Origin of the sequence: Tenacibaculum soleae, from assembly GCF_030549005.1 — a bacterium.
In the GTDB taxonomy this organism is placed as follows: domain Bacteria; phylum Bacteroidota; class Bacteroidia; order Flavobacteriales; family Flavobacteriaceae; genus Polaribacter; species Polaribacter soleae.
Genome location: NZ_JAUOSW010000003.1, coordinates 269638 through 291748, shown reverse-complemented (window position 1 = coordinate 291748; position 22111 = coordinate 269638). Strand labels below are relative to the sequence as shown.

Annotated in this window: 20 protein-coding genes and 1 other RNA gene; 14 read left to right on the top strand and 7 right to left on the bottom strand. The window is 31.0% G+C overall.

Features of this window, described 5'->3' with window-relative positions; translation table 11 throughout:
• Positions 1-65: 65 nt before the first annotated feature.
• Positions 66-920: a mechanosensitive ion channel family protein gene (locus tag Q4586_RS05875; RefSeq protein WP_303527256.1), complete on the top strand. Its 855-nt coding sequence runs from the start codon at positions 66-68 to the stop codon at positions 918-920.
• Positions 921-934: 14 nt separating this feature from the next.
• Here the strand turns inward: Q4586_RS05875 and Q4586_RS05870 are convergent, their stop codons facing one another.
• Both Q4586_RS05870 and Q4586_RS05865 read right to left on the bottom strand, forming a co-directional pair.
• Positions 935-1240, bottom strand: a complete 306-nt coding sequence (locus tag Q4586_RS05870) for a DUF6787 family protein (protein WP_068705644.1) — start codon at positions 1238-1240, stop codon at positions 935-937.
• Between the two features lie 72 nt (positions 1241-1312).
• A complete protein-coding gene (locus Q4586_RS05865) occupies positions 1313-1960 on the bottom strand; it encodes a DUF937 domain-containing protein (RefSeq protein WP_303527250.1) in 648 nt (215 codons plus the stop codon).
• Positions 1961-2082: 122 nt separating this feature from the next.
• Between Q4586_RS05865 and Q4586_RS05860 the strand changes: the two genes are divergently transcribed.
• Together Q4586_RS05860 and Q4586_RS05855 are read left to right on the top strand one after the other, a co-directional pair.
• Complete coding sequence (locus Q4586_RS05860) at positions 2083-3408, top strand: dicarboxylate/amino acid:cation symporter (protein WP_303527248.1); 1326 nt, start codon at positions 2083-2085, stop codon at positions 3406-3408.
• 78 nt (positions 3409-3486) lie between these two features.
• A complete protein-coding gene (locus Q4586_RS05855) occupies positions 3487-4326 on the top strand; it encodes a sulfurtransferase (protein ID WP_303527245.1) in 840 nt (279 codons plus the stop codon).
• A gap of 50 nt (positions 4327-4376) precedes the next feature.
• On the opposite strand, the gene Q4586_RS05850 is transcribed toward Q4586_RS05855, so the two are convergent.
• Genes Q4586_RS05850 through Q4586_RS05840 form a run of 3 tightly spaced genes read right to left on the bottom strand, consistent with a single transcriptional unit; the run spans position 4377 to position 6203 of the window.
• Positions 4377-4889 (bottom strand): DUF7935 family protein, encoded by a 513-nt coding sequence (locus Q4586_RS05850; protein ID WP_303527242.1) that lies wholly within the window; start codon positions 4887-4889, stop codon positions 4377-4379.
• Positions 4879-5592 carry a DUF3307 domain-containing protein gene (locus tag Q4586_RS05845; protein ID WP_303527239.1) on the bottom strand — a complete coding sequence of 238 codons (714 nt, stop codon included), beginning with the start codon at positions 5590-5592 and terminating at the stop codon, positions 4879-4881. Before Q4586_RS05845 ends, Q4586_RS05850 begins: the two co-directional genes overlap by 11 nt.
• Positions 5589-6203, bottom strand: a complete 615-nt coding sequence (locus Q4586_RS05840; protein ID WP_303527236.1) for a SatD family protein — start codon at positions 6201-6203, stop codon at positions 5589-5591. Before Q4586_RS05840 ends, Q4586_RS05845 begins: the two co-directional genes overlap by 4 nt.
• Positions 6204-6424: 221 nt before the next feature.
• On the opposite strand from Q4586_RS05840, the gene Q4586_RS05835 reads away from it, so the two are divergent.
• From Q4586_RS05835 to Q4586_RS05790, 10 genes are all read left to right on the top strand, one after another.
• Positions 6425-8752, top strand: a complete 2328-nt coding sequence (locus Q4586_RS05835) for an ATP-dependent helicase (protein WP_303527234.1) — start codon at positions 6425-6427, stop codon at positions 8750-8752.
• Between the two features lie 47 nt (positions 8753-8799).
• Positions 8800-9456 carry a DUF4290 domain-containing protein gene (locus Q4586_RS05830; protein ID WP_303527232.1) on the top strand — a complete coding sequence of 219 codons (657 nt, stop codon included), beginning with the start codon at positions 8800-8802 and terminating at the stop codon, positions 9454-9456.
• A complete protein-coding gene (gene murA / locus Q4586_RS05825; protein WP_068705664.1) occupies positions 9456-10769 on the top strand; it encodes a UDP-N-acetylglucosamine 1-carboxyvinyltransferase in 1314 nt (437 codons plus the stop codon). The genes Q4586_RS05830 and murA overlap by 1 nt, the downstream gene beginning before the upstream one ends.
• A 105-nt stretch (positions 10770-10874) precedes the next feature.
• Positions 10875-11450: a nucleotide exchange factor GrpE gene (locus Q4586_RS05820; protein ID WP_303527229.1), complete on the top strand. Its 576-nt coding sequence runs from the start codon at positions 10875-10877 to the stop codon at positions 11448-11450.
• 58 nt (positions 11451-11508) lie between these two features.
• Positions 11509-12633 carry a molecular chaperone DnaJ gene (dnaJ, locus tag Q4586_RS05815; protein WP_303527226.1) on the top strand — a complete coding sequence of 375 codons (1125 nt, stop codon included), beginning with the start codon at positions 11509-11511 and terminating at the stop codon, positions 12631-12633.
• A gap of 231 nt (positions 12634-12864) precedes the next feature.
• Positions 12865-13175, top strand: an RNA gene (gene rnpB / locus Q4586_RS05810) — RNase P RNA component class A.
• Between the two features lie 306 nt (positions 13176-13481).
• Complete coding sequence (locus Q4586_RS05805; protein ID WP_068705668.1) at positions 13482-16256, top strand: bifunctional aconitate hydratase 2/2-methylisocitrate dehydratase; 2775 nt, start codon at positions 13482-13484, stop codon at positions 16254-16256.
• Positions 16257-16596: 340 nt separating this feature from the next.
• Positions 16597-18864, top strand: coding sequence for an aconitate hydratase (locus tag Q4586_RS05800; protein ID WP_303527223.1), 2268 nt, complete (start codon positions 16597-16599; stop codon positions 18862-18864).
• Between the two features lie 64 nt (positions 18865-18928).
• Entirely contained in the window at positions 18929-19612 is a 684-nt protein-coding gene (locus tag Q4586_RS05795; RefSeq protein WP_141677709.1) for a peptidoglycan DD-metalloendopeptidase family protein, read from the top strand.
• Entirely contained in the window at positions 19602-20069 is a 468-nt protein-coding gene (locus Q4586_RS05790; RefSeq protein ID WP_068705671.1) for a DUF6495 family protein, read from the top strand. The genes Q4586_RS05795 and Q4586_RS05790 overlap by 11 nt, the downstream gene beginning before the upstream one ends.
• On the opposite strand, the gene Q4586_RS05785 is transcribed toward Q4586_RS05790, so the two are convergent.
• Both Q4586_RS05785 and Q4586_RS05780 read right to left on the bottom strand, forming a co-directional pair.
• The gene (locus Q4586_RS05785) at positions 20050-20736 is read right to left on the bottom strand and encodes an SIR2 family NAD-dependent protein deacylase (RefSeq protein WP_068705673.1); all 687 of its coding nucleotides are present in this window, start codon (positions 20734-20736) and stop codon (positions 20050-20052) included. The genes Q4586_RS05790 and Q4586_RS05785 overlap by 20 nt on opposite strands.
• Before the next feature lie 5 nt (positions 20737-20741).
• Entirely contained in the window at positions 20742-21308 is a 567-nt protein-coding gene (locus Q4586_RS05780) for a hypothetical protein (protein WP_068705675.1), read from the bottom strand.
• A 55-nt stretch (positions 21309-21363) separates the two neighbouring features.
• Between Q4586_RS05780 and Q4586_RS05775 the strand changes: the two genes are divergently transcribed.
• On the top strand, positions 21364-22038 hold the full coding sequence (locus Q4586_RS05775; protein WP_068705677.1) for a TrmH family RNA methyltransferase: 675 nt from the start codon (positions 21364-21366) through the stop codon (positions 22036-22038).
• Positions 22039-22111: the final 73 nt, after the last annotated feature.

The following is a 22111-nucleotide window of genomic DNA, read 5'->3' as shown; positions in this document are numbered from 1 at the left end:
TTAATTTTTTAGATTTTTATGTAAAAACTATTCATGCAACAAAAACATTTAAATTATCAATATAAATGAAAGATTTATTTAAATATCAATTTAACCTAAACTCAATACTAGGCATTTTAGCATATGTATTATTGGTGGTATTTATAGCATGGATTCTTTCTAGAGTTATAAGATACATTATAGTTCAAATTATCAAACGAAGAAAAATAGACCGTTATGGTAAAACAAGTATTTTGTTTTTACGAAATTCGGTAAAATTCTTTCTAGGGTTATTTGGTATTATATACATTATTATGACAGTGCCAGCTTTTAGAAGTCAAGCAGCCTTAATTTTTTCAGGAGCCGGTATTTTAGCAGCCATTATAGGTTTTGCAGCACAAGCAGCTTTATCTAATTTAATAGCAGGAGCATTCATTGTTATTTTTCGTCCGTTCCGAGTAGGAGATTATATTAAATTAGATGATACACGTGTAGGTATAGTTGAAGATATTACTTTGCGACATACAGTAATTAATAATTTTGAAAACAAACGTTTAATTATTCCTAATTCTGTAATCAGTACTGATTCGGTATTAAATCATACTATTGAAGATTCTCATGTTTTAAGTTTTAATAATTTTAAATTAGGCCTAAAGGCGGATATTGATTTAGCACGACAAATTATACAAGAAGAAGCAATAAAACTACCTACCGTAATCGATTTTAGAACACCAGAGCAAGTAATGGCAGATGCACAACAGGTAGATGTTCGTGTAATTGATGTTGCTACCGATCATATACATATGCGTGCATACGTATGGTTAAATGAACCTTTTCAAGAATTTAAAACTAAATGTGCTTTAAAAGAAGCTGTACACAAGCGTTTTTTAGCTGAAGGCGTAGCATTACCAATTCCTATATATAAAGTGGTAAAAGTGTAAGATTGTTTTTAAGGTTATTTTTTAAATAAAAAACCAAAACCTATTCTACTTAAAAACTTTTTTTCAAAAGCCCAAAAGAATTTAAATTGCCCAAATAACCAGCCAACTATAGGTAAGGTTGTTTGGTAAATAGGAAAAATAAGTAAAATACGCAGTGGCCAGTATATCCAAGGAGAAGTGGTTTCGAGCGATAGTCCAAAAAAGGCAGTAATTGGTTTTGCAACCCAAGAAGCAAACGATCCGTTAATTGAAAAAACAATTAATACAGCAATTACATCCCAAGTAGTTTCTAAACCCCAACGTTGTTTTAATTTTTCCATGAACGCAAAAGTAATTAAAAGAAAAAAGGCAAACAAATGTTTACCCTTTTTGATATTATAGAAAAGTAAAATTTATTTTTTTCCAAAAACACTACCTAATAAACCACCCAATAATCCACCGCCAGATTTTTGCTGACTTGCGCCACCTAAAACCATACCAGCCACATCATCAACAATACTTCCGTCACCATCAGCATCTAAAATTTGTTCTAAGAAACTTTGTTCCTTATCAGCCGAATTTCCTCCAAGTAAACCTCCCAACAATCCACCTATATCACTAGAGTTATTTACATTGTTTTGACGTGATTGTTTACCTAAAACACCCATTAAAATAGGAGCAGCAGTTTTTAAAATATTTGCAACAGATCCAGCATCCATGCCAGATTTTTGACTTATAACTTTCTCAACCCCCTGTTGTTTACTTCCTAAAACATGCTTTAATATATTACCACCATCTTGTAAAACATCATCATTTACACCTCCATCAAATAAATCACCTAAATTATCTAAAATACCACCATCATGTTTGTTTAAAGCACCCATTAAACCTTCGGCACCTTGTGGTGAAGTAGAGTTTCGTTGCATTGCTTTCATTAAAACAGGTAAAGCCATGGTTAAAACATTACTTGTTTTATTAGTATCTTGTCCTGTTGATCCTGCTACTCCAGATATAATTGATTTACCTAAGTCACTGTTTAATAAGTCTAAAATTCCTGCCATTGTGTTGTGTTGTTATAATTTATAATTAGTTTTCAATAATTAAGACACAAGTTACGAATTAAACGTCACATTTTTTTAAATATTTATTTTACCTTACAGCCTTTAAAAATTAAATCAATTAAATGAGAAAATTAGCGTTACACTGGCAAATTTTAATAGGAATGATTCTGGGAATATTATTCGGAGTTGGAATGACTTTTACTGAAGGAGGAGCAGATTTTGTAGGAAATTGGATAAAACCATTGGGTACCATTTTTGTAAAATTATTAAAATTAATCGCTGTACCTTTAATTATTGCCTCATTGGTAAAGGGAATATCAGATTTAAAAGATATTTCTAAATTTAAAAATATGGGGTTAAAAACCATCATTATATACATTGGTACTACTGTAATTGCTATAACAATAGGTTTAGCTTTGGTGAATGTTGTGGAGCCTGGTAATGGAATTTCAGAAGAAACAATTACTAAATTAACAGAAACATATGCTAATAGTGGTGGAGTACAATCTAAAATAGCAGAAGCAAATAAGCAACAGTCAAGTGGAAAATTACAATTTTTGGTTGATATGGTGCCTGATAATGCTATAAAGGCAATGGGAAGTAACAAATCGATGTTACAAGTTATTTTCTTTACTATTTTTTTAGGAATATCAATGTTGTTGGTAGGTGAAAAACGAGCGAAACCGTTAAAAAAGTTTTTTGATTCTTTAAACGAAGTAGTTTTAAAAATGGTAGATTTAATTATGTTATCAGCACCTTATGCAGTTTTTGCTTTGCTTGCAAGCGTGGTGGTGTCATCAAATGATCCAGATTTATTATTAGCTTTACTAAAATATGCATTAACTGTTGTGGGAGGATTAATACTTTTAGTATGTTTTTATATGCTTTTGGTAAGTATTTATACAAAGAAAAATCCATTATGGTTTTTAAAACAAATAAGCCCAGCACAATTATTAGCATTTTCAACAAGTTCAAGTGCAGCAACTTTACCTGTAACTATGGAGCGAGTTGAGGAACATGTAGGGGTTGATAAAGAAGTATCAAGTTTTGTATTACCAGTAGGCGCTACCATTAATATGGATGGTACAAGTTTATATCAAGCAGTAGCAGCGGTGTTTATAGCACAAGCGTTGAGTTTTGATTTATCTTTTGCAGATCAATTAACAATTATAGTAACAGCATTATTAGCATCAATAGGTTCAGCAGCAGTGCCAGGAGCAGGTATGGTAATGTTAGTAATTGTATTAGAATCGGTAGGTTTTCCTGCGGATAAATTAGCTATAGGATTGGCTTTAATTTTTGCGGTTGATAGACCACTAGATATGTGTAGAACCGTTATTAACGTAACTGGTGATGCTACGGTAGCTACGTTGGTAGCAAAATCGGTAGATAAATTGCACGAACCAAAACCAAAAAATTGGGATGATAATTACGATAAAGTGAAATAAAAAAATTAAAATATAATAAGTGTAAAAGCATCAATGAAATAATTTTTTATTGATGCTTTTTGATTTAAATATACCTCAATGAAATTAATTATACCCAGTCCAATCGTTACTGTAACATGGTTATACAACAATAAAGAAGAAGAAAATTTAATAATTTTAGATGCTAGTATACTAAAAGTAGGAACGGCACAAAAGAAAGAGGAATCAAAAAAAACAATTCCAAACTCTATTTTTTTCGATTTAAAAAACGTGTTTTTAAATAAAGATGGGCAATTCCCAAATACTATTCCAACACAAAACCATTTTGAAGAAGAAGTTCGAAAATTAGGAATTAACAAAGATAGTTGTGTTGTGGTTTATGATGATTTAGGCGTGTATTCTTCACCTAGAGCATGGTGGTTATTTAAATTATTCGGGTTTAAAAATGTAGCTGTTTTAAATGGTGGTTTACCTGCTTGGGTCAAAAACAATTATCCAATAGAGTTTTTATCATTAAAAGAATCTCAACAAGGAAGTTTTACAGCTATTTTTCAAAAAGAATTACTTTGTAAAACGGATAATGTTTTGTTGGCGTCTAATAATAAACAGATGATTTTAGATGCTCGATCTAAAGAAAGATTTTATGCAACAGTTCCGGAGCCTAGAAAAGATTTAAGAGGTGGACATATTCCGAACTCTAAAAGTTTGCCTTATACTGAACTACAGGTTGCTGGTAAAATGAAATCTAAAGAAGAGTTACAAAAAGTTTTTTCAATATTAAACCCACATAATAAGAAAGTCATTTTTTCTTGTGGATCAGGAATTACTGCATGTATCTTAGCTTTAGCTAATGAAATTATTGGAAATACTAATTATAGTGTTTACGATGGTTCTTGGACAGAATGGGCAAGTACTTTAGAGCTTCCTGTTGAAAAATAAATTAACGTATGATTCAAAAAAAAAGCCGCTATTTAATAGCGACTTTTTAATTATATTAATTTTCTTACCTCTTGTTTTAAGTAAATAATAGAGGTTTGTGTAGGGTTTTCATTTTGAGAATAATCTATCAAAACATTTTCGCGTAATTTTTTTGCAGAATCAGAGTTATCGGCAGTACTACGTAATTTGGCTATTATTGATAATTTGGCAGCTAATATAGCTTTCCAGCTATCTTCTGATACGTATAGTTGTTGTACCATATTGTGCTCGTATTCTTGTTCGATATTAGCAATTAATAATTGTAAATAACTATTTACATCATCACCAATAGGGTTTACTCTAATTAGTAGTTTAGTTGGGTTTATTCGTTCGCAAAATAAAAGTAAGCGTTCATAAGCCTGTAATTTAATAGGTAAGCTTTCACGCTTTTTATCAACTAAAGCATTAAATTTTTTTTCATTATTATCTTGCTTAATAAATGCGCCTAATATAAAATAAGCTACAAATCCTGTTACTAATGCGGGTAACGCGTATGCTAATCCTTCAATAATTTTATCTTCCATAATGCGAATATACAAGTCCTGTTAAAATAGCCAATCCAAAACTTAATAAAGTTCCAATTAAAATGTATTCAGTTAATTTTCTGTCTTTAGCCGAGGTTAAATCTCCAAAACGAAAAACAGATTTGGCTGCGAGTAAAAATCCTACTCCAGCCCATTGCCCAATAATTACAAATATAAAAATTAATAAACGTTCTAAAATACCAATATAATTACCTGCTTTTGATAGTGATTCATTTTCTTTTTTATCATTTTTTTCAGGATTCCATTGCGATATTATTGTTCTTATAATTATTGAGGACACAAAACTCACAAAAAGTAAGCTAGCTACAAGTAAAAGTTTTTTTTCAGAAAAGTAGAAAGTAACATCAAATTTAATGGGTTTATACCAAAATGTTACCAATAATAACATTAAAATATGTAAAAATTGATCTAAGAAAAATAACCATCTCTTATTTTTTTTATTTTGTAAATATAACTTTCCTAAATCAATACCATAATGTGTTACAACTATAAATAAGATACCCAAAGTGTATTTAAAATTAAAAACTAAAACAAGTAATAGGAGTAATAAATGAATTGATATGTGAAGGTATAACTTTTTTGATTTGATTTTTTTCTTCTCCTTGTTTTTAACCCATTTTTCTGATTGAAAAATGAAATCACCTAAAAAATGTGCAATTAAAAATTTTAAAAATAAGATCATAACAGTGAGGTTTTTTCTTTAATTTGTTTTCGATATCTTTTTTCTAATTTGCTTATAGCATCATATCCAGCTCTTTTTTGACGTTCACTAACACGACCTTGTGTAATTCCTAATTTATCGGCAATTTCATTTTGAGTAAGCGTAGGGTTTTCTATAGATATTTGAAAAACTTCAGCTGAGTTTTTTGTCCAGTTATTCATTGTTAAAAGCGCTAATTCTAAAGCTAAATTAAATTCATCATCAAGTTCTATCCAAGGAGATTTTATAGCAATCAATTGTTTTTTTACTAAACCTTCAAAAACTTTTCCAGAGTTAATAAACGCTTCTCCATTAGCTTCTGTAATGTTTTTAGAGTTGTTGATTTCTTTACCAATACCAACACCAATTCTAACGTCTATATTATCAATTTGTTTTAAATAAGATTTTATTAAAAAAGCAGCAAAAAAAGCCTCTTCAATAGCAACTTTTAATTGAAAACTGTCACCTCTAAAAATATCCCAGTCATTAGGCTGTTTCCCGAATTTTATAAGCGTTTTTTTTAAAGCAGCAAGCCAAGTAAAGTCGGATGCTTTCCTCGAATTTACAATATCACCTGTTATTATACTAATCATAAAAAAATATTAGAAGTTTTAAAATTACTTAAATTTTTATATATAAACAAATTTATCTGCTTTAAAGCAGATATTTGTACTTATCTGTCTATTAGCAGATATTTATATTTATCTGTCAATAGGCAGATAAAAAAAAGTAAATAAAAAATAGCTAACATTCTTTAAAAAACCTAAAAGAATGGTTAAATTTCCATTTTAAAAATTCTTTCAAACTATTTCTATTGAATACTTATTTACAGCAACTTAACGAACCCCAAAGAGCCGCCGTTTTACAAAAAGATGGACCAATGATAATTATTGCAGGTGCCGGATCGGGTAAAACAAGAGTTTTAACGTATCGTATTGCTCATTTAATGCAGCAAGGGGTAGATTCTTTTAACATATTATCACTAACCTTTACTAATAAAGCAGCACGCGAAATGAAAGAACGTATTGCTGGTGTAGTTGGGCATAGTGAAGCTAAAAATTTATGGATGGGAACTTTTCACTCGGTTTTTGCACGTATTTTACGTTCAGAAGCAGATCGTTTAGGATATCCATCAAATTTTACAATTTATGACTCGCAAGATTCTGTTCGCTTGATAACAGCCATTATCAAAGAAATGAATTTAGATAAAGACCGTTACAAACCTAAGCAGATTTTGAGTAGAATCTCATCATTTAAAAATAGTTTAATAACGGTAAGAGCGTATTTTAATAATTCTGATTTACAACAAGCAGATTTAGAAGCCAGTCGCCCAAAGGTAGGTGATATTTATAAAGCTTATGTAGAAAGATGCTTTAAATCTGGAGCCATGGATTTTGATGATTTATTGTTAAGAACCAATGAATTATTAACACGTTTTCCTGAAGTGCTGGCAAAATATCAAGATCGTTTTCGTTATATAATGGTTGATGAGTATCAAGATACCAATCACTCACAATATTTAATTGTAAGAGCTTTAGCAGATCGTTTTCAAAATATCTGTGTAGTAGGTGATGATTCGCAAAGTATTTATAGTTTTCGTGGCGCAAACATCAACAATATTTTAAATTTTCAAAAAGATTATCCAGATGTTAAAACCTTTAAGTTAGAACAAAATTACCGATCAACCAATAATATTGTTGAAGCTGCAAATAGTGTAATTGATAAAAATAAAACGAAGTTAGATAAAGAAGTTTGGACGGCAAATGACCCTGGAGAAAGTATAAAAATAATGCGTACAATTTCTGATGGAGAAGAAGGGCGTTTTGTAGCTCAATCTATTTGGGAAAACCAAATGAATCATCAGTTAACAAACGATTCATTTGCTATCTTATATCGTACCAATGCACAATCGAGAGCAATGGAAGATGCGTTGCGAAAAAAAGATATAAAATATAAAATTTACGGAGGTATTTCATTTTATCAACGTAAGGAAATAAAGGATTTGTTATCATATTTACGATTACTAATAAATCCGAATGATGAAGAAGCATTAAAACGAGTTATCAATTATCCAGCAAGAGGAATTGGAGCTACGACGATTGATAAATTAGCAATAGCAGCGAATCACTATAAAAAATCAATTTTTGATATTTTATTAAATTTAGATAAAGTTGATTTAAAAATAAACTCAGGAACAAAAACCAAACTGGCAAATTTTACTAGAATGATTCAACGTTTTCAAATTGAATCACAAAAAATGAATGCTTTTGAAGTTGCCGATTTAGTAGTAAAACAAACTCAATTAGTAAAAGATTTACAAAAAGACGGTACGCCAGAAGGAGTAAATAAAGTTGAAAATGTTCAAGAATTATTAAACGGAATAAAAGATTTTATTACCGATAAAATAGAAACAGGAGAAGATGCATCACTCCCTATTTTTTTAGAAGATGTAGCCTTGGCAACAGATTTTGATAGTGAAAAAGATGATACACCACGTGTTTCGTTAATGACAATTCACTTATCAAAAGGGTTAGAGTATCCGTATGTGTATATTGTTGGTTTAGAAGAAAGCTTATTTCCATCGGCAATGAGTATGAACACACGTAGTGAGTTAGAAGAAGAACGACGTTTGTTTTACGTAGCCCTGACAAGAGCTGAAAAGGTAGCTTATTTAAGTTATGCGCAAACTCGTTATCGTTGGGGTAAATTAACAGATGGTGAACCAAGTAGATTTTTAGAAGAAATAGACGACAAATATGTCGAACATTTAGCGCCTAAAGAGCCAAAAGGGTTGGCAAATAGATTTATTGATGCAAGTATTTTTGATGACGATTCTCCTAAAAAAATACGCTTTCAAAAACCAATTCAAAAAAAACGAAAAGAGTTTTTAGCTAAAAAAGAAAAACCAAGTATGGTACCTCCTAAAAGTAAAATGAAAAAGGTATCAGAAGTAAACTCTAAAATGAATTTATTTGAAGGAGATATTGTTGTTGGTAACTTTGTAGAACATAATCGCTTTGGTACAGGAGAAGTAATAGGTTTAGAAGGAAAAGGGCCAAACAAAAAAGCCGAAATTAAATTTGGTACAGTAGGTAAAAAGAAATTATTATTACAATTCGCAAAACTAAAGGTAATCGGATAGCTAAATAATCCATAATAATTACCTATTTTGCATATAAATACAGAGAAATGACGTTTGATTTAGAGTATAATTCAGAAAGAGATCACTTAATAATTCCAGAATATGGAAGACATATACAAAAACTAGTAAATCATTGTATTGCTTTAGAAACTAAAGAAGAACGAAATACAATGGCAAAAGCAATTATTGATGTAATGGGTAATTTACAGCCTCATTTACGAGATGTGCCAGACTTTAAACACAAACTTTGGGATCAGTTACATATAATAGCCGATTTTAAACTAGATGTAGATTCACCTTATGAAAACCCATCAAAAGAAGAATTAACGGAGAAGCCAGCAAAAATGGACTATCCAAAATCAGCATCGAGATATCGTTATTATGGTAACAATATTCAAACCATGATAAATATCGCACTAACTTGGGAAGAAGGAGATAAAAGAGAAGCTTTAGTATTTACTATTGCTAATCACATGAAAAAATGCTATTTAAATTGGAATAAAGATACCGTTGATGATGCTGTTATTTTTAAGCATTTATATGATTTATCAGAGAAGAAAATAGATTTAAGAGAATCTACCGAAAAATTATCAGAAAGTAAAAATTTACTTAGAAAACGAAGTAGCCAACAAGGAAAAACAAACCATAAAAACGCTTCAAAAGGAAAATCTAATTATAGTAATAATAAACATAGAAAAAAATAATGGCATCATTTAAAATTGAAGGAGGTCACAAACTTAGCGGAGTAATAACACCTCAAGGAGCAAAAAATGAAGCACTACAAATTATATGTGCCGTATTATTAACTCCAAAAAAAGTAATAATTAATAATATTCCAGATATTATTGATGTAAATAAACTAATATTTATTTTAGGAGAGTTAGGTGTTAAAATAGAAAAGTTAGGAACAAATTCATATAGTTTTCAAGCTAATGAAATTAATTTAAAATATTTAGAATCTGCCGAATTTAAAAGAGATGGAAGCTCACTAAGAGGTTCAATTATGATAGTTGGTCCGTTATTAGCACGTTTTGGTAAAGGATATATTCCACGTCCAGGAGGTGATAAAATAGGACGTCGTCGTTTAGATACACATTTTGAAGGTTTCATTAACCTTGGAGCAAAATTTAGATATAATAAAGAAGAGTATTTTTATGGAGTAGAAGCTGAAAACGGTTTAACAGGTACCGATATGCTTTTAGATGAAGCTTCGGTAACTGGTACAGCCAATATTATTATGGCAGCTGTTTTAGCAAAAGGAACTACTAAAATATACAATGCAGCTTGCGAACCTTACATTCAGCAATTATCTAAAATGTTGAACTCTATGGGGGCAAAAATATCTGGAGTTGGCTCAAACTTATTAACTATCGAAGGAGTAACTGAACTAGGAGGATGTGAGCATCGAGTTTTACCAGATATGATAGAAATTGGTAGTTGGATTGGTGTAGCAGCCATGACTCGTTCGGCATTAACAATAAAAGATGTTAGTTGGCAAAATTTAGGGCAAATACCAAGCGTGTTTCGTAAGTTAGGAATTAAATTAGAAAAAAAAGGAGACGACATATTTATTCCAGAACAAGAAAGTTATGAAATACAAAATTATATAGATGGGTCAGTGTTAACAGTAGCTGATGCTCCTTGGCCTGGTTTTACACCAGATTTATTAAGTATCGTTCTAGTAATCGCAACTCAAGCGAAGGGAACCGTATTAATACATCAAAAAATGTTTGAAAGTCGTTTGTTTTTTGTTGATAAATTAATTGATATGGGCGCAAAAGTTATTTTATGTGATCCGCATAGAGCAACAGTCATTGGACATAATTTCCAATCGATATTAAAGGCAACAAAAATGACTTCACCTGATATTCGTGCCGGAATTTCATTATTAATAGCAGCATTATCAGCCAAAGGAACTTCAATAATTAATAATATTGAACAAATTGATAGAGGTTACGAAAACATTGAAGCTCGTTTAAAATCTATCGGAGCAAAGATTGAAAGAATAGAAGATTAATAAAAACACAAAATAAATAAAAAAATCGTGTCATGTTGGCACGATTTTTTTATTGGCAATATTATTGATAAAAGTATGCTGAAGAATTTAAAGAAACGATTTACAATGAGTAAAGATCAATATACAAAAGAAGACGAGTTAAAAGATACTATTGATAATCTTGAAATTGATGGAAATCAAGAAGAAACTCAAGAAAATAAAGAGGTAGAGGCAAAAGAAGAAGAAAAATCAGTACCAACAAGTGAAGAGTTGTTAGAGGCTGAAAAGAATAAATATTTACGCTTATTTGCAGAGTTTGAAAACTACAAAAAACGTACTTCTAAAGAACGTATCGAGCTTTTTAAAACTGCAGGACAGGAAGTAATGACAGTTTTACTGCCAGTTTTAGATGATTTTGAACGCGCCTTGACACATATTGAAGATGATAAAGAAGCAGAAGAGTTACGTAAAGGAGTTTTATTAATCTATCAAAAAATGGTAAAAACTTTAGAGCAAAAAGGATTAACTGCAATTGAAGTAAAAGCAGGTGATGTTTTTGATGCAGAAGTACACCAAGCAATTACTCAAATTCCTGCACCATCTGATGATTTAAAAGGAAAAATTATCGATTGTGTAGAAAAAGGTTATAAGTTAGGAGATAAAATTATTCGTCACCCAAAAGTGGTGGTAGGACAGGCGTAAAAATAATAATTCCCAATTATCAATAATAAATCAATTGATAGTTGTCAATTACAATAAAATGGCAAAACAAGATTATTACGAAGTATTAGGTATTTCAAAATCAGCATCACAATCTGAAATAAAAAAAGCATATCGTAAAATGGCGATAAAATATCATCCAGATAAAAATCCTGATGATAAAAATGCTGAAGAAAAATTTAAACTATGTGCTGAAGCTTACGAAGTACTTAGTGATGATAATAAAAAAGCACGCTATGATCAATATGGTCATGCAGCTTTTGATGGTACACAAGGTGGTGGCGGTTTCGGTGGTGGCGGAATGAATATGGATGACATATTTAGTCAGTTCGGAGATATCTTTGGAGGCGGTGGCTTTGGTGGTTTTGGTGGTGGCGGTGGTCAGCGACAAGCCCGAGTTAAAGGATCTAATATGCGTATTCGTGTAAAACTTACTTTAGAAGAAATTGCAAATGGAGTAGAGAAGAAAGTTAAAGTTCGTAGAAAAGTTAAGGCAGACGGAGTAACCTATAAAACCTGTACAACTTGTAATGGTAGTGGGCAACAAATGCGTGTAACCAATACTATTTTAGGAAGAATGCAAACAGCAACTACTTGCGGTACTTGTCAAGGAGCAGGAGAAATACTTAATAGTAAACCAAACGGATCAGACGCTCAGGGTTTAATTGTAAAAGAAGAAACAGTTTCAATTAATATTCCAGAAGGAGTTACTGAAGGAGTACAATTAAAAGTAGGAGGTAAAGGAAATGAAGCCCCAGGTAAAAATTCTATTCCTGGAGATTTATTAGTGTTGATTGAAGAAGTACAGAATGAAACTTTAAAAAGAGAAGGAAGTAATATTCATTATGATTTATATATTAATTTTTCTGAAGCCGTATTAGGTGTTTCTAAAGAAGTAGCAACAGTAACTGGTAAGGTAAAAATTAAAATTGAAGCAGGTACACAATCAGGTAAAATTTTAAGATTAAAAGGAAAAGGATTACCAAGTATTGAGCGTTATGGAAAAGGAGATTTTTTAATCCATATAAACGTTTGGACACCGCAAGAATTGACAAAAGAACAGCGTAAATTTTTTGAAGCTATGCAAGAAGATGAAAATTTTAGTCCCAATCCTCAAACATCTGACAAGTCATTTTTTGATAAAGTTAAAGATATGTTTTCATAAACACTTAAAAAACTTATTATTAGTTAATTACGTGTGATAAAAAAGCTTTTCATTTTAATGAAAAGCTTTTTTATTATATTTTTTTTAAAAAAAGTATATGAAAACAAAAAAACATTCATATATTTGTACCGTCTAGGAGACGTTCTAGACACTTTTTCTTTTTCATAGCAATTTTCCCACTCAATTTATTGAGTGGGTTTTTTTATGAAAATAGCAAATTTATAAAATATTAAAGCAACCCAATCTTATCGACTTGTATTTAGTATAAGTAGGAAAGTCTGGACACCATAGAGTAGCATAGCGGATAACGTCCGTCCGGTGTAAACCGAGGACAAGTGCAGCAGAAAGTATGTACAGGTAATGCTGTAGTGAAACCAGGTAAACTCTATGCGGTGCAATGCCATGTACATTAGAGTTCGAGCGCTACTCGCGCGATTCTAAGGGGTAGGCAGATTGATTTTACAAGCAATTGTAAAACTAGATAAATGATAAGAGCCTTATTTTTTAGGGAACAGAATCCAGCTTATAGGGTTGCTTTTTTTATTATTTAGAATGGTTATATGTATTTTTTTTATGTATAACCATTTTTTAATTATCATATTCGTAATATATAGTTTGTTTTTAATGTTTTTTATGTGTTAAATTAAAACAAATTAAGTTTTATTTAGTTTTTATTTACTTTTTAATGCCTTTTCTTGTTTATTTTTAAATATGAAGCTAAAATTGTATTTTTGCCTAGCAAAAAAAACAATATAATTTATACAGAAAAACAGTTTTTAAATTAAAACACTTTAAATATAAAATTGTGTTATAAAACTATTTCTTATTAAAAATATACCTTTTATATTATGAATATATACTCAGACTACCTTAAAGAGATAGAAGAAAGAAAAAAACAAGGACTACATCCAAAACCTATTGATGGAAGCGAATTATTGAATAACATAATTTCTCAGATAAAGGACGAGAATAATGAGCACCGCGAAGCATCTTTAAACTTTTTTATCTATAATGTTTTACCAGGAACAACAAGTGCTGCTGGTGTAAAAGCAAAATTTTTAAAGGAAATTATTTTAGGTGAATCTATTGTTTCTGAGATTTCTATCGATTTCGCTTTTGAGTTATTATCACACATGAAAGGAGGACCTTCTGTTGAAGTGTTAATTGACCTTGCTTTAGGAGATAATAAAACAATTGCAAATCAAGCAGCTAAAGTGTTAAAAACACAAGTTTTCTTGTACGAAGCAGATACAGACCGTTTAGAAGAAGCGTATAAAAATGGAAATGAAATTGCTACAGATATTATAGAAAGTTATGCAAAAGCAGAATTTTTTACAAAACTTCCAGAAATCGAAGAAAAAATAGAAGTAGTAACTTACGTTGCAGGTGTTGGAGATATTTCTACAGATTTATTATCTCCAGGAGGTGATGCACATTCAAGATCAGACCGTGAATTACATGGTCAATGTATGTTTGAGCATAATAAAGACATGCAAAACGAATTATTAGCTTTAAAAGAAGCTCATCCTGATAAACGTGTAATGCTAATTGCAGAAAAAGGAACTATGGGAGTAGGATCTTCAAGAATGTCAGGTGTTAACAACGTTGCTTTATGGACAGGTATTTCTTCAAGTCCATATGTTCCTTTTATTAACATTGCACCAGTAATTGCTGGTACTAATGGTATTGCCCCAATTTTTTTAACAACAGTTGGTGTAACTGGAGGTATAGGTTTAGACCTAAAAAACTGGGTTATCCAAAAAGATGCCGAAGGAAAAACGATGCGTGATGAAGATGGCGAACCAATCTTAAAAGAAGAATATTCTGTAGCAACAGGAACAGTACTTACAATTAACACAAAAGAGAAAAAATTATATAACGGAAAAACAGAATTAAAAGATATCTCAGCAGCATTTACACCACAAAAAATGGAGTTTATGAAAGCAGGTGGATCTTACGCTGTTGTTTTCGGTAAAAAATTACAAACATTTGCTTGCAAAACTCTAGGTATTGATGTTCCTAAAGTATATGCAACTTCAAAAGAAGTATCTATTGAAGGACAAGGGTTAACAGCTGTAGAAAAAATATTTAATAAAAATGCCGTAGGAACTTCAGGAGCAACTTTACATGCAGGTTCATACGTACGTGCAGAAGTAAATATTGTAGGTTCGCAAGATACTACAGGGTTAATGACATCTCAAGAATTAGAAATGATGGCAGCAACTGTTATTTCTCCAATTGTAGATGGAGCATACCAATCGGGTTGCCATACAGCATCAGTTTGGGATGATAAATCAAAAGCGAATATTCCAAGATTAATGAGCTTCATGAACGACTTTGGTTTAATTACCGGTCGTGATCCAAAAGGGAAGTATTTCCCAATGACAGATGTTATCCATAAAGTATTAAATGACATTACAGTTGGTGATTGGGACATTATTATAGGTGGAGATTCACACACACGTATGTCTAAAGGTGTTGCCTTCGGTGCCGATTCAGGAACCGTTGCTTTAGCTTTAGCTACAGGTGAAGCTTCAATGCCAATCCCTGAATCTGTTAAAGTAACCTTTAAAGGACAAATGAAATCTTATATGGATTTCCGTGATGTGGTACACGCAACACAACAACAAATGTTACAACAATTTGGAGGTGAAAACGTATTCCAAGGTCGTGTAATAGAAGTTCATATCGGGACATTAACTGCAGATGAAGCCTTTACATTTACAGATTGGACCGCCGAAATGAAAGCAAAAGCATCTATTTGTATTTCTGAAGACGATACTTTAATTGAATCGTTAGAAATTGCAAAAGGTCGTATCCAAATCATGATTGAAAAAGGAATGGATAATGCAAAACAAGTATTAAAAGGACTTGTTGAAAAAGCAGAAAATAGAATTGTAGAGCTTAAAACAGGTATCAAACCATCTTTAAGACCAGACGCTAATGCTGTTTATCATGCAGAAGTTATTATTGATTTAGATGAAATCGCTGAACCAATGATTGCAGATCCAGATGTAAATAATGATGACGTATCTAAACGTTATACACATGATAATATTAGACCACTATCTTATTATGGAGGAACTAAAAAAGTTGATTTAGGCTTTGTAGGGTCTTGTATGGTACATAAAGGCGATATGAAAATATTAGCACAAATGTTAAAGAATATTGAAGCCCAACAAGGTAAAGTAGAATTTAAAGCACCTTTAGTTGTCGCTCCTCCAACATACAATATTGTAGATGAGTTAAAAGCAGAAGGTGATTGGGAAGTATTACAAAAATATTCAGGATTTGAGTTTGATGACAACGCACCAAAAGGATTAGCACGTACCAAATACGAAAACATGTTGTATTTAGAGCGCCCAGGGTGTAACCTTTGTATGGGTAACCAAGAAAAGGCTGAACCAGGAGATACAGTAATGGCAACATCAACACGTTTATTTCAAGGTAGAGTTGTAAAAGATACTGGCGAGAAAAAAGGAGAATCGTTACTATCATCAACACCAGTGGTAGTTTTATCTACAATTTTGGGTAGAACACCAACCATGGCAGAATATGAAGCAGCGGTTGATAATATTGTTTTAACAAAATTTAAACCATCTACAAAACAATTAGTACGATAATTAAAAAGGTACAAACTATAAAAAGTCTGAGTTTTAAACTCAGGCTTTTTTTGTTTAAAACAAGTTCGTTATAATTTGGAGGTTACCACGCCAAAAAGAGGCGCGGTCGGGCTTTTTGTTACAATCTTTTTATTCATACTTCACAAAAAGGATTTTCACGTCAATCCCTAACCCGAGCAATAGTAATTTTTTAAAATTAAGATGTTTGTTACAATAAATTTCAATCAAAAAATCCTATAAAACTATCAGTATTACGTATATCATAAAAAATAAATAAATAATATATTTTGTATCTTGGTGAAATAGAAAAAGTATAACCATTTAAATATATTAAATTCTTATGGCATTTGACATTGACATGATTAAAAAAGTATACGCTAAAGTAGTTGACAGAGTTGATACAGCTCGAAAAATTACTGGAAAACCTTTAACACTTTCTGAAAAAATACTTTATACTCATTTGTGGGACGGTAATCCAAAAAAAACATTTGTAAGAGGTAAAGATTATGTAGATTTTGCTCCAGACCGTATTGCATGTCAAGACGCAACAGCACAAATGGCGTTACTACAATTTATGCAAGCAGGTAAAAAGAAAGTAGCCGTGCCAACAACGGTACATTGCGACCATTTAATACAAGCAAAAGAAGGCGCTGTAAAAGATTTAAAGCATGCAAACAATGTTAGTAGCGAAGTTTTTAATTTTTTAGAGTCGGTTTCTAATAAATACGGAATTGGTTTTTGGAAACCAGGCGCAGGAATTATACATCAAGTAGTGTTAGAAAATTATGCGTTTCCTGGAGGAATGATGATTGGAACCGATTCTCACACCGTAAATGCTGGTGGGTTAGGAATGGTAGCCATTGGCGTTGGTGGCGCGGATGCAGTAGATGTAATGGCAGGGATGCCTTGGGAATTGAAGTTTCCGAAATTAATAGGTGTAAAATTAACAGGAAAAATTTCTGGATGGGCAGCACCAAAAGATGTTATTTTAAAAGTAGCTGGTATTGTTTCTGCAAAAGGAGGTACAGATGCAATTGTAGAGTATTTTGGTGAAGGAGCTAAAAATATGTCTTGTACAGGTAAAGGTACTATTTGCAACATGGGAGCTGAAATAGGAGCAACCACATCAACTTTTGGTTATGATGAATCTATGGAGCGTTATTTGCGTGCCACTGATAGAAGTGATGTTGCTGATGAAGCAAATAAAGTAAAAGAATACTTAACAGGAGATGACGAAGTATATGCAAATCCTGAATTATATTTTGATCAAGTTATAGAAATTAACTTGTCAGAATTAACACCATTATTAAATGGACCATTTACACCAGATTTATCTACAAAAGCAGGAGTTGATATGACTGCAATCGCAAATAAAAATGATTGGCCTTTACAAGTAGAGTGGGGTTTAATAGGTTCTTGTACAAACTCGTCTTATGAAGATTTATCAAGAGCTTCATCAATAGCAAAGCAAGCTTTAGATAAAGGGTTAAAAATGAAATCAGAATTGGGAATTAACCCTGGTTCAGAAAAAGTTAGATATACGGCTGAAAGAGACGGGATTTTAGATTTATTTAAAAAATTAGATGCGAAAATTTTCACCAATGCCTGTGGTCCTTGTATTGGACAATGGGCAAGATATAGTGATCCTAAAAATGCACCAAAAAACAGTATTGTACATTCATTTAATAGAAATTTTGCAAAACGTGCCGATGGTAATCCAAATACCCACGCTTTTGTTGCTTCGCCTGAATTAACAGCTGCTATTGCTATAGCTGGTCGTTTAGATTTTAACCCAATGACAGATTCGTTAATAAATGAAAAAGGTGAAAAAGTAATGTTTGATGAACCAACAGGATGGGAATTACCTCCAAAAGGTTTTGAAGTAAAAGATGATGGTTATTTAGCACCTGAAGAAGATGGTAGTAGTGTGAAAATTAAAGTCAGTCCAACTTCAGAAAGATTAGAATTATTAACACCATTTTCCCCTATAGGAAACCAACTAAATGGTGTAAAATTGTTAATAAAGGCCTACGGAAAATGTACGACAGATCATATCTCTATGGCAGGGCCATGGTTACGTTTTCGTGGTCATTTAGATAATATTTCTAATAACTGTTTAATAGGAGCTGTAAATGCTTTTGGTAAAAAGACCAATTTTATTAAAAATCAATTAAATGGCGAGTATGGTGGGGTGCCAGACATAGCACGTAAATATAAAGCTGCAGGAATATATTCTATAGTTGTGGGAGATCATAATTATGGTGAAGGTTCATCAAGAGAACATGCGGCAATGGAGCCAAGACATTTAGGAGTTGCAGCAGTTTTAGTAAAATCATTTGCCCGTATTCATGAAACAAACCTAAAAAAACAAGGAATGTTAGGGTTAACATTTGCAAATGAAACAGATTACGATTTAATTCAGGAAGATGATACCTTTAATTTTATTGATTTACAAGATTTTGCACCTAATAAACCTTTAACTATTGAAGTTGTTCATGCTGATGGATCAAAAAATATAATTATTGCAAATCATACATATAATGAAGGACAAATAGAATGGTATAATGAAGGTTCTGCTTTGAATTTAATAAAGAAACAAAACGCTTAAAATAGTCATCATTAATCTTTTGAAAGAACTCCAGATTTTATCTGGAGTTTTTTATTTTTGTTAAATGATAAATTTGCTAAATAACATTTCAGAAAAACCACTATTCGTAATTGATAAAAATATACCAATTACTAAATACATTCCTATTTCAATAGCAAGTACAAATAAAGATTTAACCTTTGATGTTTCTTCTTCTGATGAATGGGAGGTTTATATTAATAACTATCTAAAAGTAAACGATAAATTACTTGCTTTTGGAGGCTATTTAGAAACTAGAGATATTTATAATAGAAGTGAATATTTTAATAAACAATCTAAAGAAAATCAACGCAATATTCATTTAGGTATCGATTTATGGTGCGATGCTAATACCGCTGTTTTAGCTGTTTTAGATGGCAAAATACATAGCTTTAAAAACAATAAAAATCACGGTGATTATGGTCCAACAATTATTCTAAAACACGTTATTGATAATCGTGTTTTTTATTCACTTTATGGTCATTTATCTGAAAGTTCACTTAAAAATTTAAATATCGGAGATAAAGTATCAAAAGGTGAAAAAATAGCAGTGTTAGGTGATAACTCAGTAAATGGAGATTATGCACCGCATTTACATTTTCAACTTATAATTGATATGGAAGGTAAGCTTGGTGATTATCCGGGAGTTTCATCAATAAAAACATTAGACTTTTATAAAAATAATTGTCCAGACCCTAATTTATTATTAAAATTGCCAAATGAAGTATAGACAACTTACCAAAGAACAATTTGAAGGATTACATGAAGAATTTGCTCGTTTTTTAGCCTCACAAAGTATTGATGCCAAAGAATGGAAGGAGTTAAAAGAGGAGAAACCTAAAGTGGCTGAGGATGAAATGAATGTTTTTAGCGATGTTGTTTGGGATGATGTACTTACCAAAACAACACATTTAGAACATTTTTCTCCAAAAGTGGTGAATTTATTTAAATGTGATGAAGAAGAAATTCACCGTATTGTTATTAAAATTGATAAAGAAATAAATTTATTACAGCAAGAAGGTTTTGAATGGTTGATGAAAAACCCAAATGACGAAAAAATAGAGTTTTTTACAGGAACAAAAAAATATGATCAAGAAAGAAATACCGAAATTTTCGATTTGATAGAAAAAGGAAGTACTATTTCTAAAGGCGAAATTTACGAGTATTTTAATCGCTTAACATCGTAAGTAACTTATTGGTTCCTAAACTAGCAACGTCTTTAATAATTGTTAAATTACTAAAGGCGTTTTTGTTTACCACAGGTTTTGGGTCGATAAAATAAATAGGCGTGTTTTCTGAAATATAATCAATTAAACTAGCCGCAGGATATACTTGCATCGAAGTACCAATAATAACTAAAATATCGGCTTTTAAAGTAATTTCAATAGCTTTTTCTAACATTGGTACATCTTCACCAAACCAAACAATATGTGGTCGTAATTGGCTTTTATCATTCGCTAAATCACCTAAAATTATATCTTTCTTCCATTCAAAAATATCGTTTTTATTTTTTGAACTTCTTGCTTTTAATAATTCGCCGTGTAAATGTATAACGTTGGTACTTTTAGCACGTTCATGTAAATCGTCTACATTTTGAGTAATTATATTAACATGGTAATCTTCTTCTAGTTTTACAAGATTATAATGTGCTTTATTAGGTGAAACAGTTAATAATTGTCTTCTTCGTTGATTGTAAAAATCAAGCACTAGTTCAGGGTTTTTATCAAATCCTTCAGGGGTAGCAACTTCATAAATATCATGACCTTCCCACAAACCATCAGCATCTCTAAAGGTTTTTATTCCGCTTTCAGCGCTAATTCCCGCACCAGTTAATACTACGACTCTTTTTTTCATTATAACTATTGTTTCTTTAAAGTATTTGTTTTAATTAAATACTTATTTATAAGTACAGTGGTAATTTTTACACCAATTATAAATCCAAAATAATATAGTAATTTGTTTCCACTAAGATTAGATAAACGATGGCCTAAAAAAAAGCTGACACTTGTTCCTATAAGCATTAAACCAATGTAAAAAAGCATTTTTTTCTTTGCAGATTTGATCAATAATTCATTTTTGGTTACATAACTTTTTTTTGTGCTCAAAAACAGCTTTAAATTAGATAAAAAGCATTCATAAAATGACGAAAATGCAATGGGAGTAATAAACCCAAAGCCGTCAGAAGTTACTTGGTAATTAATTGAAATACTTTTACTTTCATGTATATTAATATCAATTTTTGTTTTTAAATTTAGAGGGTTTAAGGTATATCCGCTAAAAAAAGACCATTTTTTTATAAAAATAATTTGATTTTCATTTTCTTTTTCTAGTTTAAAATTATAAGTGTCAAAATACTTTTTGATATTAGTTTTTAAATTGACAGTGTTTTTAATTTCATACTGAAAATGTTTAATATATTCTTTCATAAATAGCAATTTTAAAACGTATTACTAAAATATGAAATTTTAGTATGTTTGTACTATGATTGACGAAGGATTATTTGCGTATTTAGAAGGTTTTATTACAGATAAAAGAAAAGAAACATTTTATAAAGTTTTAAATGAACGAACACGTCATTTTACAGTTGTATTAGAAGATATTTTTCAGCCTCATAACGCAAGTGCTGTGGTAAGAAGTTGTGATATTTTTGGAGTACAAGATGTGTATGCTATTGAAAATAAATTTACCAATAAAGTTTCTCGACATGTAGCAAAAGGAAGTCAAAAATGGTTAAATATTAACCGTTATAAAGAAGATGGAAATAATACCAAAACTTGTTTAGAAGACTTACGAGCAAAAGGATATCAAATAATTGGTACTACTCCTCATACCGATTCGTGTGTTTTGGCCGATTTTGATGTTACTAAAAAATCTGCTTTTGTTTTTGGAGCTGAAAAAGACGGAATATCAGATTATATTAAACAAGAAGCTGATGGTTTTTTAAAAATTCCGATGGTTGGTTTTACCGAAAGTTTAAATATTTCGGTTGCAGCTGCAGTTACTTTAAATGATGTAACTTCTCGATTGAAGAAAACAAATGTCGAATGGCAATTAAGTGATTCAGAAAAGAAAGAGTTGTATTTCGAATGGATTAAAAATACTATTAAAAACCCTGATAAGTTAACAGCACATTATTATAAAGAGCTTAATAAATAGAAAGAATTGTTAGCTAGAATTCGTTTCAAATCTTCAGAAGGAGATTCTTGTTTTATAGGATGCGATTCTGAAA